This window comes from Streptomyces sp. NPDC003035 (genome assembly GCF_042888285.1).
In the GTDB taxonomy this organism is placed as follows: Bacteria; Actinomycetota; Actinomycetes; order Streptomycetales; family Streptomycetaceae; genus Streptomyces.
In genome coordinates this window covers 664,871-680,961 of record NZ_JBIAPJ010000001.1, presented here as the reverse complement: position 1 = coordinate 680,961, position 16,091 = coordinate 664,871, and the positions used below count along the sequence as shown (strand labels likewise).

13 protein-coding genes are annotated in these 16,091 nt (G+C 72.3%); 9 read left to right on the top strand and 4 right to left on the bottom strand.

What is annotated here, in order from left to right:
* From ACFYV5_RS03050 to ACFYV5_RS03040, 3 genes are all read right to left on the bottom strand, one after another.
* Complete coding sequence (locus ACFYV5_RS03050; protein WP_355116272.1) at positions 1-384, bottom strand: (2Fe-2S) ferredoxin domain-containing protein; 384 nt, start codon at positions 382-384, stop codon at positions 1-3.
* A complete protein-coding gene (locus ACFYV5_RS03045) occupies positions 381-902 on the bottom strand; it encodes an isochorismatase family protein (RefSeq protein ID WP_389163618.1) in 522 nt (173 codons plus the stop codon). The genes ACFYV5_RS03050 and ACFYV5_RS03045 overlap by 4 nt, the downstream gene beginning before the upstream one ends.
* A gap of 201 nt (positions 903-1,103) precedes the next feature.
* Positions 1,104-2,132, bottom strand: a complete 1,029-nt coding sequence (locus tag ACFYV5_RS03040) for a bile acid:sodium symporter family protein (RefSeq protein WP_389163616.1) — start codon at positions 2,130-2,132, stop codon at positions 1,104-1,106.
* Positions 2,133-2,299: 167 nt separating this feature from the next.
* Here ACFYV5_RS03040 and ACFYV5_RS03035 point away from each other — a divergent pair, with 167 nt between their 5' ends.
* From ACFYV5_RS03035 to ACFYV5_RS03005, 7 genes are all read left to right on the top strand, one after another.
* Positions 2,300-3,166, top strand: coding sequence for a LysR substrate-binding domain-containing protein (locus ACFYV5_RS03035; RefSeq protein WP_389163613.1), 867 nt, complete (start codon positions 2,300-2,302; stop codon positions 3,164-3,166).
* A gap of 265 nt (positions 3,167-3,431) precedes the next feature.
* Entirely contained in the window at positions 3,432-5,261 is a 1,830-nt protein-coding gene (locus ACFYV5_RS03030; RefSeq protein ID WP_389163610.1) for an AMP-dependent synthetase/ligase, read from the top strand.
* Between the two features lie 113 nt (positions 5,262-5,374).
* A complete protein-coding gene (locus tag ACFYV5_RS03025; RefSeq protein WP_389163608.1) occupies positions 5,375-6,634 on the top strand; it encodes an ABC transporter substrate-binding protein in 1,260 nt (419 codons plus the stop codon).
* A 10-nt stretch (positions 6,635-6,644) separates the two neighbouring features.
* Positions 6,645-9,683, top strand: a complete 3,039-nt coding sequence (locus ACFYV5_RS03020) for an ATP-binding cassette domain-containing protein (protein ID WP_389163605.1) — start codon at positions 6,645-6,647, stop codon at positions 9,681-9,683.
* On the top strand, positions 9,680-10,462 hold the full coding sequence (locus tag ACFYV5_RS03015; RefSeq protein WP_355116285.1) for an ABC transporter ATP-binding protein: 783 nt from the start codon (positions 9,680-9,682) through the stop codon (positions 10,460-10,462). Before ACFYV5_RS03020 ends, ACFYV5_RS03015 begins: the two co-directional genes overlap by 4 nt.
* A 100-nt stretch (positions 10,463-10,562) precedes the next feature.
* Positions 10,563-11,357, top strand: coding sequence for an aldo/keto reductase (locus ACFYV5_RS03010; RefSeq protein ID WP_355116325.1), 795 nt, complete (start codon positions 10,563-10,565; stop codon positions 11,355-11,357).
* 77 nt (positions 11,358-11,434) lie between these two features.
* Positions 11,435-11,905 (top strand): RICIN domain-containing protein, encoded by a 471-nt coding sequence (locus tag ACFYV5_RS03005; protein WP_389163600.1) that lies wholly within the window; start codon positions 11,435-11,437, stop codon positions 11,903-11,905.
* A gap of 64 nt (positions 11,906-11,969) precedes the next feature.
* Here the strand turns inward: ACFYV5_RS03005 and ACFYV5_RS03000 are convergent, their stop codons facing one another.
* Positions 11,970-13,385 carry a PLP-dependent aminotransferase family protein gene (locus tag ACFYV5_RS03000; RefSeq protein WP_389163597.1) on the bottom strand — a complete coding sequence of 472 codons (1,416 nt, stop codon included), beginning with the start codon at positions 13,383-13,385 and terminating at the stop codon, positions 11,970-11,972.
* Here ACFYV5_RS03000 and ACFYV5_RS02995 point away from each other — a divergent pair.
* Together ACFYV5_RS02995 and ACFYV5_RS02990 are read left to right on the top strand one after the other, a co-directional pair.
* Complete coding sequence (locus tag ACFYV5_RS02995; protein ID WP_389163594.1) at positions 13,384-14,625, top strand: aminotransferase class V-fold PLP-dependent enzyme; 1,242 nt, start codon at positions 13,384-13,386, stop codon at positions 14,623-14,625. The genes ACFYV5_RS03000 and ACFYV5_RS02995 overlap by 2 nt on opposite strands.
* Positions 14,622-15,944 (top strand): MFS transporter, encoded by a 1,323-nt coding sequence (locus ACFYV5_RS02990; protein ID WP_389163591.1) that lies wholly within the window; start codon positions 14,622-14,624, stop codon positions 15,942-15,944. The genes ACFYV5_RS02995 and ACFYV5_RS02990 overlap by 4 nt, the downstream gene beginning before the upstream one ends.
* The last annotated feature ends 147 nt before the right edge of the window (positions 15,945-16,091 follow it).

Below are 16,091 nucleotides of genomic sequence, written 5' to 3'. Positions count from 1 at the left end.
CTAGTTCTTCGGGGGGTCGATCATCTGGAGGGTGAGGGTGGCCGGGGGTGCGGCGATGCCCGGGCCGCCCGCGGCGGTCCAGGCGAGGATGTCGTCGAGGCAGTCGTCGTCCACGGTGAAGCCGATCCACGCGGCCCGGCCGCCGCGCCGACGGCCCTCGGTGGAGGGCTGGACCACGACGACGTTCGCCTGGGCGCAGGGGCCGAGGCAGTCGCTCGTACGGACGGACAGCCGGCCACCGGAGGCCGCCGCGGCCTCGCGGAGACGGGCGAGCTGGCCGGCGTGGTCGATGCCGGGGTTCTTGCGGGCGTCGCCGCAGCAGCAGCCCCGGCAGACGACGAGGGAGCAGGGGCGGGCGCCGTAACGTATCGGAACAGGCGTCACGCCGGCCCTTCCAGGGTGATCTCGGAGACGGCAGCGACCGTGCCGAGGCGCGGGAAGTCGAGCGTGACCGAGGCGTGGTGCTCGTCGGCGGTGAAGGCGGTCATGGCGTCCTCGGCGAAGACCGGCTCGTAGCCGAGGTCGCAGGCCGCACGGGCGGTGGACTCGACGCCGAGGTTCGTGGCGATGCCGCCGAACACGACGGTGGTGACGGAGTGTCGGGCGAGGAGCTCGTGGAGTCCGGTGTCCTGGAAGCCGCCGATGGTCCGTTTGACGACGACGTGGTCGCCCGCGTGGACGAGGGAGGGAACCAGCTCGCTCCCGGACGGCTGGGACGCGACGTTCGGCCGCTCCACCCTGATGTGGACGACGGGCGCGCCGACGGCCCGGAAGCGCTCGGCGAGCCGGGTCGCGGCGACGACGACGTCGCCTCCGGGGCGGGGTGCGAGGGGCAGCGCGACGATGCGCTCCATCAGATCGACGAGAACGAGCGCGGTGCGGCCGGGATCAAGTGCGGGCATGGGAGCACGGTAGCGGGCTCCGTGATCTTCCCGGCGGGGGTGGGGATGTGATCCCGCCAACGAGCGGCAGGGGGCGCGAAGCCGACACGGGCCGGGCCGGGCGCGGGTGTGGGCCGCGCACAGTGAACGGTCGCACGGAGACTGTGGTGGCGCCGAGCCGGAACGGACCGGGCCGCGCGCCCGCCGCGACCGGCCGTCGGGTCAGCCTCGGGCCGGCGCGGCCTCGGCCGGTGCGGCCTGGGCCGGTGCGGTCGCCTCCGGGTCCTGGGAGCGGCGCTTCGCGAGGACCGCGCAGACCAGCAGCTGCATCTGATGGAAGAGCATCAGCGGCAGAACGGCGAGCGAGGCCTGCGCTCCGAACAGCACGCTCGCCATCGGCAGCCCCGCCGCCAGGCTCTTCTTCGAGCCGGCGAACTGGATGGCGATCCGGTCCGCCCGGTCGAAGCCGAGCCGCTTCGCCCCGTACCAGGTCAGTGCAAGCATCACCGCGAGCAGGACCGCCTCGACGGCGAGCAGCATTCCCAGCCGCGCCGGGGTCACCTGGTGCCAGATCCCGGCGACCATGCCGTGGCTGAAGGCCGTGTACACGACGAGCAGGATCGAGCCCCGGTCGACGTACCCCAGCACCTTCTTCTTCCGGGCCAGAAACCCCCCGACCCAGCGGCGCAGCACCTGCCCCGCGACGAACGGCACCAGGAGCTGGAGCACGATCTTCAGCAGCGCGTCGGCCGAGAAGCCGCCCGCGCCGCCGCCGATCAGGACGGCCGCGAGCAGCGGGGTGAGGACGATCCCGGCGAGGGAGGAGAAGGAGCCCGCGCAGATCGCCGCGGGCACGTTCCCGCGCGCGATCGAGGTGAAGGCGATCGAGGACTGGATGGTGGAGGGCACCAGGCAGAGGAAGAGCAGTCCGCTGTGGAGCGAGGGGGTGAGAACGGCCGGTACCAGCCCCTTCGCCGCGAGCCCCAGGAGCGGGAAGACGAGGAAGGTGCAGGCGAGGACCGTGAGGTGGAGCCGCCAGTGCTTGAGGCCGTCGAGCGCCTCCCTGGTGGAGAGCCGGGCGCCGTAGAGGAAGAACAGCAGGGCGATGGCCGCCGTCGAGGCCCCGTCGGCGACCGTGGCGGCGGCGCCCGAGGCGGGCAGGAGAGCCGCGAGACCGACCGTGCCGAGCAGCGCCAGGATGTACGGGTCGATCGGCAGCCAGGACGGCAGGAGGGTCGTACGGCGGCTCATGTGCTCCACTGCTCTGCGCGCTCGGCGGTCGGGGGTCGGGGTTCGGAATCAGGAACGGGGTGGGGTCGTGCCCTCCCCATCCTGCTCCCTCGCGCGGACATCGGGAATCCCGTACAGGGCTCTCACTGTCATCATGAATCATGATGAACGCGCGTTAGTCTCGGAACGTGTACGAACCCTCCCAGCTCCGGACCTTTCTCGCGGTCGCCCAGACGCTGAGCTTCACGCAGGCCGCGCGTCGGCTGGGGGTGCGCCAGTCCACCGTGAGCCAGCACGTACGGCGTCTGGAGGACGCCACCGGGCGTCCGCTGTTCACCCGGGACACCCACGCCGTGGAGTTGACGGAGGACGGCGAGGCGATGCTCGGCTTCGCCCGGACGATCCTGCAGGCCCATGAGCGGGCCGCCGCCTTCTTCACCGGGACCCGGCTGCGCGGGCCGCTGCGCTTCGGCGCCTCGGAGGACTTCGTGGTGACCCGGCTGCCCGAGATCCTGGAGTCGTTCCGGCGCGAGCACCCCGAAGTGGACCTGGAGCTGACGGTCGAGCTGTCCGGGACGCTGAACGCCCGGCTGGAGGCGGGCCGTCTGGACCTCATCCTCGCCAAGCGGCGCGCCGAGGAGAGCGGAGGCGAGCTGGTCTGGCAGGACTCGCTGATCTGGATCGGCGCCCCGCGGCTGCGCCTGGACCCCGACCGGCCGGTTCCGCTGATCGTCTTCCCGCCGCCCGGCATCACCCGCGCCCGGGCCCTCGAGGCCCTGGAGGCGCAGGGGCGCGCGTGGCGGATCGCCTGTACGAGCAGCAGCCTGAGCGCCAACATCGCGGCAGCCCGTGCCGGGCTCGGCGTCATGGCCCACACCCGTGGCCTGGTGCCGCCCGGCCTGGCGCGGCTGCCGGCCCGGGCGGACCTGCCCGACCTGGGCGAGGTCGACTTCGTGCTGCGCAAGGGCCGACGGCGCGGGTCGTCCCAGGAGGCGGCCGACGCCCTGGCGTCGGCGATCCTGGCGGGCGGCGACCGGCTGCAGCGACCGCGCTGACGCCGCCCCCCGCGCCCCGGCACCACCGGCTTCCGCCCTGTTCGTGAGCGGGCGGTACAGATTCCGTGGAGATTCCGGCCCGCCCTGCTTACTCGCCAGTCAGTAACGACCCGCGGCCACCCCGCGCTTACCCCCTCCCCCTCCCCTGACCTGTGAGAACGACCGATGTCCCGGCTTGGTGAAGGCCCTCCCGTCCGTCGGTCGGGTGGGGTACCGTCACCCGCGCCGTACGGAGCGCGACAACGAGCGTGCGAGGAGCAGGTCATTGCGGGAGTTCACCGTGCCGCCCGTCGAGGCGGCGCCTCAGGTCGGCGGTCTGGCGGACGCCGTGTTCGACCATGCCGAGCAGACGCCGCACCGGGTCGCGCTCGGCCGTAAGAACGCCGCCGGCCAGTGGCGGGACGTGACGTCCGCGCAGTTCCGGGACGAGGTGCTCGCGCTCGCGAAGGGGCTGATCGCGCACGGCGTACGGTTCGGCGACCGGGTCGCCATCATGGCCAGGACCCGTTACGAATGGACGCTGTTCGACTTCGCGCTGTGGACGCTGGGCGCGCAGTCGGTGCCGATCTACCCGACCTCCTCCGCCGAGCAGGTCTACTGGATGCTGCACGACGCCGAGGTCACCGCCTGCGTGGTGGAGCACGAGGACCACGCCATGACGATCGGTTCGGTGATCGACCGGCTGCCGCGGCTCCAGCGGCTCTGGCAGCTGGACTCGGGTGAGGGTGCGGTCGCCGAGCTGTTCGCGGCGGGCGCGGACATCGACGAGGACGTCGTGCAGCGGCACCGGCGGGCGGTGACGCCCGAGTCCGTGGCGACGATCATCTACACCTCGGGCACCACGGGCCGCCCCAAGGGCTGCGTCATCACGCACTCCAACTTCATGTTCGAGACGGCCATGCTGACCGGCCGCTGGGAGCCGGTCTTCCACTCCAAGCCGGGCGACGAGGCCTCGACCCTGCTCTTCCTCCCGCTGGCGCATGTCTTCGGGCGGATGGTGGAGGTGGCGGCGATCCTGAGCGGGGTGAAGCTGGGACATCAGCCGGCGCTCGCGGCGTCCGCGCTGCTGCCGGACCTCGCCAGCTTCCGGCCGACGTTCATCCTGGCGGTGCCGTACGTCTTCGAGAAGGTCTTCCACGCGGCCCGCCGGAAGGCGGAGAGCGCGGGCAAGGTGGGACCCTTCGACAAAGCGGCCGAGGTGGCGGTGAAGTACGCCGAGGCGATGGAGCACAAGGCCTTCGGACTCGGCCCCGGCCCCTCGGCGGGGCTGCGGATGCAGCACCAGTTCTTCGAGAAGGTGGTGTACGCGAAGGTCCGCGACGCCATGGGCGGGCGGGTCCGGCACGCGATGTCGGGCGGCTCGGGCATGGACCGGCGGCTGGGGCTCTTCTTCGAGGGCGCCGGGGTGACGGTGTTCGAGGGGTACGGCCTCACGGAGTCCTCGGCGGCCGCGACCGCGAACCCGCCGGAGCGCACCAAGTACGGGACGGTCGGGCAGCCGATCCCGGGCACGACCGTGCACATCGCCGAGGACGGGGAGGTGTGGCTGCACGGCGGCCAGATCTTCTCCGGGTACCTCAACAACCCGCAGGCCACGGCCGCCGTTCTCAATGACGGCTGGCTGGCCACCGGGGATCTGGGGATGCTGGACGAGGACGGCTATCTGACGATCACGGGGCGTAAGAAGGAGATCCTGGTGACCACGAGCGGCAAGAGCGTGTCGCCGGCCGGCCTCGAGGAGCGGGTACGGTCACATCCGCTGATCGCGCAGTGCATCGTGGTCGGCAATGACCGGCCGTACATCGCCGCCCTGGTGACGATGGATCAGGAGGCGGTGGAGCACTGGCTGGCGATGCAGGGGCGGGCGCCGCTGCCGCCGACGGAGCTGGTGCGGGACCCGAGCCTGGAGATGGAGATCCGGCGGGCGGTGGTGGCGGCCAACACCCTGGTCTCGCAGGCCGAGTCCATCCGCACCTTCCGGATACTGGCCCATCCGTTCAGCGAGGAGCACGGGCTGCTCACCCCCTCGCTCAAGCTGAAGCGGAAGGCGATCGAGAAGGCGTACGCGGCAGAGGTCGAGGCGCTGTACGGCTGAACGAAGCCACCGTCAAGTCTATCTGACGCATCATCAATTGACGCGGCATCAGTTATTGACGGTTCATCAGCTCGGTCACAGAATGCGGTCACCCGACGGAGGGACGACCGACCGTGTCGCGACCGATCCGCACCCTCGCCGCCGCCACAGCGGCCCTGCTCCTCGCCACAGCCTGCAACGCGGCTTCCACCGGAGGGAGTTCGGAGAAGCCCGGCTCATCCGCACGCGGAGTCACCGCCGACGCGATCAAGGTCGGCGGCATCGTCTCCATGACGACCGCGAGCGGCTACTCCAAGAAGGACACCGACCTCGGGGCCAGGGCGCGCTACGACCGGGCCAACGCCGAGGGCGGGGTCAACGGCCGCAGGATCGACTACCTGGGCGCCGAGGACGACGGCCAGGACCCGGCCAGGAACCTGGCGGCGGCCCGCAAGCTCGTCCAGCAGGACAAGGTCTTCGCCGTCTCCCCCATGAGCTCGGTCACCTTCGCCGGAGCCGACTTCCTGAACGGCCAGAAGGTGCCCACCGTCGGCTGGGGCACGCTCCCCTCGTTCTGCGGCCCGAAGTACATCTACGGCTTCAACGGCTGCCTCGTCCCGACCCCGGGCGGCACCCTCAACCAGACCTGGCCCGAGGGGCTCGCCACCGTCCTCGGCGGCGCGCGGGGCACGTCGGTGGCGCTGATCGCCGGCGACAACGACGCCGGAAAGTTCGGCATCCGCACCTTCACCCAGGGATTCAAGGCCGCCGGCTTCCGGGTCGCGTACGCCAAGGCGGCGGTGCCCGCGACCTCGATGCCCAGCGACTGGTCGGCCTACACGAAGGAGATCCTCCGCTCGGGCCCCGGCGGCAGGGCGCCCGACGCCGTCGTGTCCGTGATGCAGACCCCGTACAACATCGGCCTGTTCACGGCGCTCAAGCGTGCGGGGTACAAGGGGGTGATCTCGGACCCGACCGACTACGACCCCGGGCTGCTCGCGAAGGACGCGACGCGGCAGGCGCTCGACGGGGTGCACGTGCTGCTGCAGTTCCAGCCGTTCGAGGCGGACAGCCCCGCGATGCGGCAGTTCAAGACGGACATCAGGAAGGCGTCGGGCGGCAGGGAGATCCCCCTCAACATGCACATGGTCACCGGCTACATGTCGGCCGACCTCTTCCTCGCCATCGCCGCGAAGGCGGGCAAGGACCTGACCGTCGAGTCCTTCCAGAAGGCGGCGGACGGCTTCTCCGACACCGGAACGCTGGTGGGCGACCGCGCCGAGCCCAAGGGGCAGAAGGAGAGCTTCGGCTGCGGCGCGCTCGTCCGGCTGAAGAACGGGCGCTACGAGGTGGCGGTGCCGTTCAGGTGCTACCCGCCGATCCCCTTCGGATAGGCGCGTCGTCGTGGGTGATCTGCTGGGCTTCGGCTTGAGCGGTCTGGTCTCGGGCGCGCTGTACGCGCTGCTCGCGACCGGGCTCGTGCTCTCGTACTCCGCCTCCGGACTCTTCAACTTCGCGCACGGCGCCACCGCCTATCTCTGCGCGCTGGCGTTCTACGAGCTCCACTCCGGCTTCGGCTGGCCCGCCGTGCCGACGGCCCTGCTGCTCGTGTGTCTCGTCGCGCCCGCGCTCGGCTGGGGCCTGGACCGGCTGATGTTCCGCAAGCTGGCCCGGGTCGGCGAGACGGCGCAGATCGTGGCCACGATCGGCCTGCTGGTCGCGCTGCCGGCGGCCGGGCTATGGGTGGTCGATCTCCTGGAGCGGGCCGGCGCCCCGGTCCAGCCCGCCGAGAACCAGTTCGGGCTGCCGGGCGTCGGACCGAGCCCGGCGGTGTCCTGGCAGCCCCTGGACGGCGTCGGCATCGACTCCGACCAGCTGATCACCTGGGTCGCGACGGCGCTCGTGGCGGCCGGACTGTGGGTGCTGATGCGGCACACCCGCCTCGGGCTCCAGCTGCGCGCGGCCGTCGACAACCGCTCGCTCACGGAGCTGCGGGGCATCAGCGCCGACCGGTTGTCCTCGATCGCCTGGATGCTGTCGTCGGGTCTCGCGGGCCTCGCCGGGGTCCTCGCGACCCCGCTCCTCGGCCTCTCCGCCCACGACTACACGCTCTTCCTCTTCGTCTCCGCGACCGCGGCGGTGCTCGGGCGCTTCGTGTCGGTGCCGCTCGCGTTCGCGGGCGGGCTCGGGCTCGGGGTGCTGCAGAACCTGGTGGCGGGGTACGCGTCGTTCGCGGAGGACATCACCGGCTTCCGTACGGCGGTGCCGTTCCTGATCCTCTTCGGCGGGCTCGTCGTCCTGGCGCAGCGCCGACGCGCGGCGGGAACGGCCGCCGCGGACCCGCCACCGGTCGACTATCTCGCCGGGAAGGGCTGGGGGCGCCGCTGGGGCGTGTGGGCCGTCGCGGGAGCGCTCCTCGCCACGGCCTTCTACACGGTCACCACGCCGTTCTGGAGCGGGATCCTGGCGCAGGGCCTGGCCATCGGTCTGGTCTTCATGTCGTTCACCGTGGTCACGGGCCTCGGAGCGATGGTGTCGCTCGCCCAGGCGACGTTCGTGACCGGGGCGGCGCTGGTGGCGGGGCTGCTGATGAGCCGCGGCTGGCCCTTCGTGGCCGCGGCGGCGGTCGGCACGGCCGCGGCCGCTCTGCTCGGCGCGGTGGTCGCGCTGCCCGCGCTGCGGCTCGGCGGCCGGTCCCTGGCGCTGGCCACGCTGGCCCTCGCGTTCCTGGCGGACCAGGTGCTCTTCCAGGTGGGGTGGCTTCGCAACGGGGACACGGGGTGGGAGATCCCGCGCCCCGTCCTCGGCCCGGTGGACCTGGGCGACGACCGGGCGCTGGGGGTCGCGCTGGTGCTGCTGTGCGGGGCGGCCGTGTGGCTGCTGACCCTGCTGCGCGACTCCCGATGGGGCCGGGCCGTGCTCGCGGTCCGCTCGGCGCCGGAGGCCGCGGCGGCGTCCGGGGTGTCGGTGGTACGGACGAAGCTGCTGGTCTTCGCGGTCTCGGCGGGCCTCGCGGGCTTCGGGGGCGTGCTGTACGCCTCGTACAACACGCGGATCACGGCGACGGACTTCACGGCGATGACGGGCCTGGTGTGGCTGGCGGTCGTGGTCGCCGCGGGGGTGCGGCGACCGCAGTTCGCGGTGGTGGCCGGGCTGGTCTTCGCGGTGGTCCCGCATCTGATGGCGACGTACGTGACGGAGTCCGCGCACCTGCCGGTGATCCTTTTCGGCCTGGCGGGCCTGGCCCTCGCGAACGACCCGGACGGCTACTGCGCGGCGTGGCCGTCCCGCCGGGCGGCGCGGAGGGCGGCGCGGGCGCCCGTACCCGGGGCCGTTCCCCCGCGCCTCCCGGTCCCGAAGCCCGGGGCACACCCCGGCACCCCCGGGGAGCTTGACCGGCGGCAGGGCCCCCGGCCCCCGGAGGTCGGCGGCTTCGCGCCGCGGGGCACGCCCGAGTCCACCCCGGACCACGCGCACGCGCCGCAGGGCGCGGCCGCAAGTCCCGCCGAGTCCGCCCCGGACCGAGCAGAGGCGCCGGTCCCGGGCGGGGCCGGCTTCGTGGGTGCCACCGCCCGGGCAGCCGGCGGGCCACCCCCGCCCCGCGGGTCGCGGACGACGAATCCGCGCGTCACCGACGGGAGGGCCGCGGGCCCCGGCTCGGCCGGCGGGCCGGGCGACGCGGCACTCGACCTGGAGGCCGGTGGCCCCGCGGCCCCCCGATCGCACAACGGACCGAGCGACGCCGCGCTCGCGCTCGAGGTGAGCGGAGTCCACGCCGGGTACGGCGGGGCGCCCGTGCTGCACGGGGTGGACCTCGCGGTGCGCGCCGGGGAGACGCTGGTGCTGCTCGGGCCCAACGGGGCCGGGAAGTCCACCCTGTGCCGGGTGGCCGCAGGGCTCCTTCGGCCCGCCGAAGGGCTGGTACGCGTGCGAGGGGAGGACGCCGCCCGCGACACGGCCGTCGTACGGGCACGGCGCGGGGTGCGGCTCGCGCCCGAGGGGCGGGGGATCTTCGCGGGGCTCTCCATCGAGGAGAACCTGGCCCTGCAGCTGCCCGCGCCCGAGGACCGCGACGCCGTGTACGCGCGTTTCCCCGCGCTCGCCGCCCGTCGCTCCGTCCCCGCCGGCTCCCTCTCCGGCGGCGAGCAGCAACTCCTCGCGCTCGCCCCGCTGCTGCAGCGCCCGCCCGCCGTCCTCGTCGCCGACGAGCCCTCCCTCGGGCTCGCGCCCCGTGTCGTGGACGAGGTCTTCCGCGTCCTCACCGAGTTGCGGGCGAGCGGCACGGCGCTGCTCCTGGTGGAGGAGAAGGCGGCGGAGGTGCTCGGTATCGCCGACACCGTCGCGTATCTCTCGCAGGGCGAGATCGCCTGGTCCGGGCCGCGCTCCGAGGTGGACACGGACCGGCTCGCCGAGGCCTACCTGGGGACGGGAGCCCGCCGATGACAAGTGCGCTGCTCCACGCGTCCGGGATCGACGTCCGCTTCGGCGGCGTCCGTGCCCTGCGCGACGTGACGGTCTCCGTACGTCCCGGTGAGGTCTGCGGGCTCATCGGGCCGAACGGGGCCGGCAAGACCACGCTCTTCGACGTCCTGTCCGGGATCCGGCGGCCGGACGGCGGGAGCGTCACGTTCGCGGGAGAGGACATCACGCGCCGCTCCCCCGTGTGGCGGGCCCGCCACGGCATCCGCCGGACCTTCCAGCGCCAGCAGCTCTTCGGGCAGTTGACGGTGGCCGACAACCTGGTGGTGGCCCAGGACTGGCGACCGGGCGCGCGTCGCCACCGGGAGCGGGCCGCCGCCGTGCTCCGTGAGTGCGGGCTCGACGCGCTCGCGGAGTCGTACGCGGGCGCGCTGCCCGTCGGGCAGGCCCGCATGGTGGAACTCGCCCGCGCCCTCGCCGACCCGCCCCGGGTGCTCCTCCTCGACGAGCCGGCCTCCGGCACGACCGCCGAGGAGCGCCGCCAACTCGCCGCCGTCGTCCGCCACATGGCGGAGGAGGAGAACTGCGCGGTGCTGCTCGTCGAGCACAACGTGGCCTTCGTGATGGAGCTGTGCTCGCGCGTCGTGGTCCTGGACCTCGGCGGGGTCCTGGCCGAGGGGACCGCCGCGGAGGTCCGCGCCGACCCCGCCGTACGGGAGGCCTATCTCGGCACGGCTTCCGGCACGCCCGGCGGTGGTGTTCCGGATGTGCCGGGGCACACCGCGGAATGCGGGGAGATCTGAGATCGTTGTCCCTGGGAGTACCACCCGACGACGTAAGGATCGACCGCACGTGAGCACGGACAACAAGGTCCCTTCCCTCACCCTGAACAACGGCGTGGAGATGCCGCAGCTCGGTTTCGGCGTCTGGCAGGTGCCGGACGACGAGGCGACGCGGGCGGTGACCACGGCGCTGGAGGCGGGTTACCGCTCGATCGACACCGCCGCGATCTACGAGAACGAGACGGGCACCGGCAAGGCGATCGCCGCGTCCGGCATCGCCCGCGAGGAGCTGTTCGTCACCACCAAGCTGTGGAACAGCGAGCAGGGCCACGACTCGACCCTGCGGGCCTTCGACGCCTCCCTCGACAAGCTGGGCCTGGACTACGTCGACCTGTACCTGATCCACTGGCCGGTGCCGTCGAAGGACGCCTACGTCGACACGTACCGGGCGTTCGAGAAGATCTACGCCGACGGCCGGGCGAAGGCGATCGGCGTCTCCAACTTCCTCCCGGAGCACCTGGAGCGGCTGATCGGCGCGACCTCGGTCGTCCCCGCCGTCAACCAGATCGAGCTCCACCCGCATCTGCAGCAGTCGGCCTCGCGCGAGGCCCACGCCGCGCACGGCATCGCCACCGAGGCGTGGTCACCGCTGGGCCAGGGCAAGGGCCTCCTGGAGGTCCCGGCGATCGTCGCCGTCGCGCAGAAGCACGGCCGCACCCCGGCCCAGGTGGTGCTGCGCTGGCACCTGCAGACGGGGAACGTGGTCATCCCGAAGTCGGTGACGCCGTCCCGTATCCGGGAGAACATCGACGTGTTCGACTTCGAGCTGGACGCCGAGGACATGGCCGCGATCGCCGTCCTCGACGAGAACCGGCGCCTCGGGCCGGACCCGGCCGAGTTCCGCGTCGGCGCCTGAGCGCACGGAGGGCCGGCCCGGCACCGGGCCGGCCCTCTCGCATGCCTCGGGGTCACTACGGACAAGGAGTACGGAGCGTGAGCGGTTCGCCGGCACCGGTCTACGAGGGCCTCTACCGGGTACGGAACGTGGCCAGCGGGCTGCTCCTGGAGGTGTACCAGGGCTCGACGCGTAGCGGCGCCAACGTGCAGCAGGGCAAGGAGAACGGATCGCCCGGCCAGCACTGGCACATCACGGCCGTGCCGAACGGCAGCGGCCTCTACCACCTGGTCAACGCGGCCGGCGGCAAACGGCTCGACGTGGCGAACGCCTCGACGGAGAACGGCGCCAACGTCCAGCAGTGGAAGGCGAACAACTTCGGCGCCCAGGAGTGGATCATCGAGCAGGACCTCCAGTCACCCGGGACGGTCGCGCTGGTGAGCTTCATCAGCGGCCTGCTCCTGGAGGTCGAGGACGGCTCAATGGACGACGGCGCCAACGTCCGGCAGTGGGAGGACACCGACTCGCCCTCGCAGTGGTGGCAGTTGGAGCCGGTCATCACTCCCTGAGGCCGGTCGGTGTGTGGCGGACCCATACGTCCGCCGTCCCGCAACCCGGAGACAAGCCTCCGCCTCAGTGCTCCGTCGGGCCGAGGTCTCGACATACGGCCCCCAGTCGGCGTGCCCCTTCCTCCAGTTCCGCGTGGTCCGCGGTGGCGGCGAAGCCGAGGCGGAGGTGGGCTGCCGGCGGCTCGGTGGCGAAGTAGCGGCTGCCCGCGCTCACCGCCACGCCCCGCTGCCGGGCGGCGGCGGCGAGTGCCGTGTCGTCCACGCCGGGCGGCAGCCGGAGCCACAGGTGCAGTCCGCCGACGGGAACGCTCGTGAGGGTCGCGGCTGGCATCTCGTGGGCGAGTGCGGCGGCCAGCCGTGCGCACCGCTCTCGCAGGTCGGCGCCGAGCGTCCTCACGTGCCGGTCCCACGAGGGGGAGCTGACCAGTTCCAGTGCCGCTTCCTGGAGCGGGCGGGGGACGAAGAAGTCGTCGACCATGCGGACCGCCCGCATGCGTTCCATCACCGGACCGCGGGCGACCAGCGCTCCGATCCGCAGGCTCGGCGCCGCGGGCTTGGTGAGCGAGGTCACGTGCACGACGGTGCCGTCGCCGTCGTCGGCCACCAGCGGCCGTGGCACGGGACCGCCGTGCCCCAAGTGCCGGGCGAAGTCGTCCTCGATGACGAAGGCGCCCGAGGCCCGTGCCACCCGCAGGACCTGCCGTCGTCGTTCGGCGGCCAGGACCGCGCCGGTCGGATTGTGGAACGTCGGCTGGCAGTACAGCAGCCGTGCCCCGGTCATCGCGAAGGCGTCGGCCAGCAGGTCGGGCCGTACGCCGTCGCTGTCGAGCGGTACGGGCACCGGGCGAAGTCCCGCGGCGCCGGCCGCGGCCAGCGCGCCCGGATAGCTGGGCGACTCCACCAGAACCGGGCTGCCCGGCCCGGCGATCGCCCGGAAGGCGATCGACAGGGCGCTCTGCCCGCCCGAGGTGACCAGCACATCGTCGGGGGACACGCCACCACCGGTCATCTCGGCGAACGCGGCGCGCAGCGCGGGAAGTCCGCTCGCCGTGGACCGGTCCCAGGCGTCCGGACGGCGCGCCGCCCGCGCCAGCGCCGCACTCAGTGCCCGGGTCGGCTGGAGCGAGCGATGGATGTAACCGCCGTCCATCGTGATCGTGTCGGCCGGAGCCGGTCCCGGCGGTTCGGTGATCAGGCGTGTGTCGACGGCGCGATCGGTGAGGGCGACCGTCTGCCAGGCGGTGTCCAGGACCTCGCGTTCCGGTCGTGCCCGCACCGCGACGTACGTACCGCTGCCCGGCCGGGTCACGACAGCGCCTTCCGCCGCCAGTACGGCGATGGCCCGCGCCACGGTCGCCGGGCCGACGCGGTACCGCTGGATCAACTCCCGGCTGCTCGGCAGCCGGTCCCCCGGTGACAGCCGAGTGAGCAACTCGCGGAGGCTGGCCGCCAATTCAACAGAAGTGCTACTGTCTGACATGAGAGATGAGAATAGCGCTTCTGCCGGTATCGAGGAAGCACTTCAGCTGGACGTCGCCGCCCTGCGAGCCGACACCCCCGGATGCCGACAGGTCATCCACTTCAACAACGCGGGCTGCGGACTGCTGGCCGCCCCGGTGCTGACCGCGATGGTCGGCCACCTCAACCTGGAGGCGCGGATCGGTGGTTACGAGGCATCGGCCGCCCGGGCCGACGGAGTCCGCGCGTTCTACACGGAACTCGCGGCGCTGATCAACACCACGCCCGACAACATCGCCTTCGCCGGCAGCGCCACGCACGCGTACAACAACGCCCTGTCCTCGATCCCGTTCGAGTCCGGCGACACGATCCTCACCACCCGCGACGACTTCGTCTCCAACCAGATCGCCTTCCTGTCCTTGCGCAAGCGGTTCGGCGTACGGATCGTGCACGCGCCCAACACCCCGGAGGGTGGGGTGGACGTGCCGGCGATGGCCGAGCTGATGCGGACCCACCGCCCCCGCCTGGTGTCCGCCACCCACGTCCCCACCAACTCAGGCCTGGTCACGCCGGTCGCCGAGATCGGCCGGCACTGCCGTGAACTGGACCTGCTCTACCTGGTCGACGCCTGCCAGTCCGTGGGCCAGTACCCGCTCGACGTGGACGAGATCGGCTGCGACCTGCTGACCGCCACCTGCCGCAAGTTCCTCCGCGGGCCGCGGGGCTCCGGATTCCTCTACGTCTCCGACCGCGTCCTGCGCGCAGGCTACGAGCCGCTGTTCATCGACATGCACGGCGCCCGCTGGACAGCGCCCGGCAGTTACCGGCCCGTCGCGACGGCGGCCCGGTTCGAGGAGTGGGAGTTCCCGTACGCCACCGTGCTCGGCAGCGCCGCCGCGACCCGCTACGCCCGCGACGTCGGCCTGGAAGCGATCGCCCACCGCACCCCCGCGCTCGCGGCGAGGCTGCGGAGCCGACTCGAAGCCGTCCCCGGAGTGCGCCTGCTCGACCGCGGTCCGCAGCTGGCCGCCCTCGTCACCTTCGCCGTCGACGGAGGGTGGCAGTCGCAGCCGTTCAAGGAGGCCCTGGACGCCCGCAACATCAACTCGGCGGTCAGCCTCCGTGAGTTCGCCCAGTTCGACTTCGGCGACAAGGACGTCGACTGGTGTATGCGCCTGTCGCCGCACTACTACAACACCGAGGAGGAAGTGGACCACGTCGCCGACGCGGTCGCCGAACTCGTCCGGCAGGAGCGACGATGACGGCAACCCAGCGGCGCGCCGAGGCCGGGGAGAGCAGGGCCGGCCTGTGGCACAACCGCGACTTCCTCGTCTTCTGGTTCGGCGAGACGCTCTCCCTCCTCGGCACCCAGGTCACGACCCTCGCACTGCCCCTGACGGCGATCGTCGCCTTCGACGCCACCGACGAGCAGGTCGGTGTCCTGCGGTTCCTGCAGCTCGCCCCGTACCTGGGGCTCGCCCTGGTCTTCGGCGTGTGGGTCGACAGGTCCCGGCGACGGCGCGTCATGCTCGGCGCCAACCTCAGCCGGATGGTCCTGATCGCCCTCGTACCCCTCCTCTACTGGGTGCACGCCCTCGACATGGTCACTCTCCTCGTGATCGCGTGCGCCATCGGCATCGCGTCGGTGCTCTTCGACGTGAGCTGGATGTCGTACGTCCCCACGCTGGTACGCGACCCCAGGGACTACGTCGAAGCCGGCGCGAAGATGGGAGCCAGCTCATCGGCGGCCGACGTGGCAGGTCCCGGGCTCGCCGGCGTCCTGGTCGGCGCCCTGACCGCACCCGTGGCACTGGTCGCCAACGCGTTCTCCTACCTGGTGTCCGTGATCTCGCTCCTGCTCATCCGCACACCCGAGCCCCGTCCCGGTCCGACGGCCGGGAAACGGCGCATGCTGCCCGAACTGCGCGACGGCCTGCGCTGGGTGTTGCGGAACCCGATCCTGCGAGCGCTGGCGCTGATCGGGTTCTGCTGCAACTTCTCCATGGTCACCGTATGGACGATGTTCCTGCTGTACGGAACCCGTGACCTGCACCTCGGCTCGACCACCCTCGGAAGCATCTTCGCGACCGCCTCCGTGGGCGGCTTGATCGGCGCGACGATCTCCCGGAAGGTCATCCAGCGGTTCCGGCTCGGGACGGTCTACCTGGTCGCCCAGACCGCACTTCTCCTGGGCCCGGCCCTGATCGTCCTGGCCACCGGCCCCCGGCCCGTGATGGTGGGGATGTTCGTCCTCTCCTTCTTCACCACCTACCTCGGCCTCGGCGTGGCCAACGTCATCATCGTGAGCCTGCGTCAGACCAGCACGCCGCAGTCGATGATGGGGCGGATGACGGCCGTCTTCCGCACCCTGCTGTTCGGCGGCGGAGCCCTCGGCGGCCTCTCCGCCGGCCTCCTCTCCGGCGAACTCGGCCCCAAGGGCGCCCTGACAGCGGCAGCGATCGGCTCCGCGGCCGTGGTGATCGGGCTCGCCGTATCCCCGGTGACCCGCCTCCACAGCCTCCCGCCGGCCACACCGGAACCCGTGGCAGAGACAGCCGACGGGCCGAGCACCGCCGGTTGAGACCCGCGCGCGGAAGAGATACGCGCCCGCCCCGAGAGAGCCCCTTGGGGGTGTCTTGTCGATCAGGCCGGATCAGGGAGCGGGGTCTGGTGCATGGGGTCTCCCCAGGCCCGCCAGGGCCGAGGGGACGGCTCGCAAGGCGGAGGA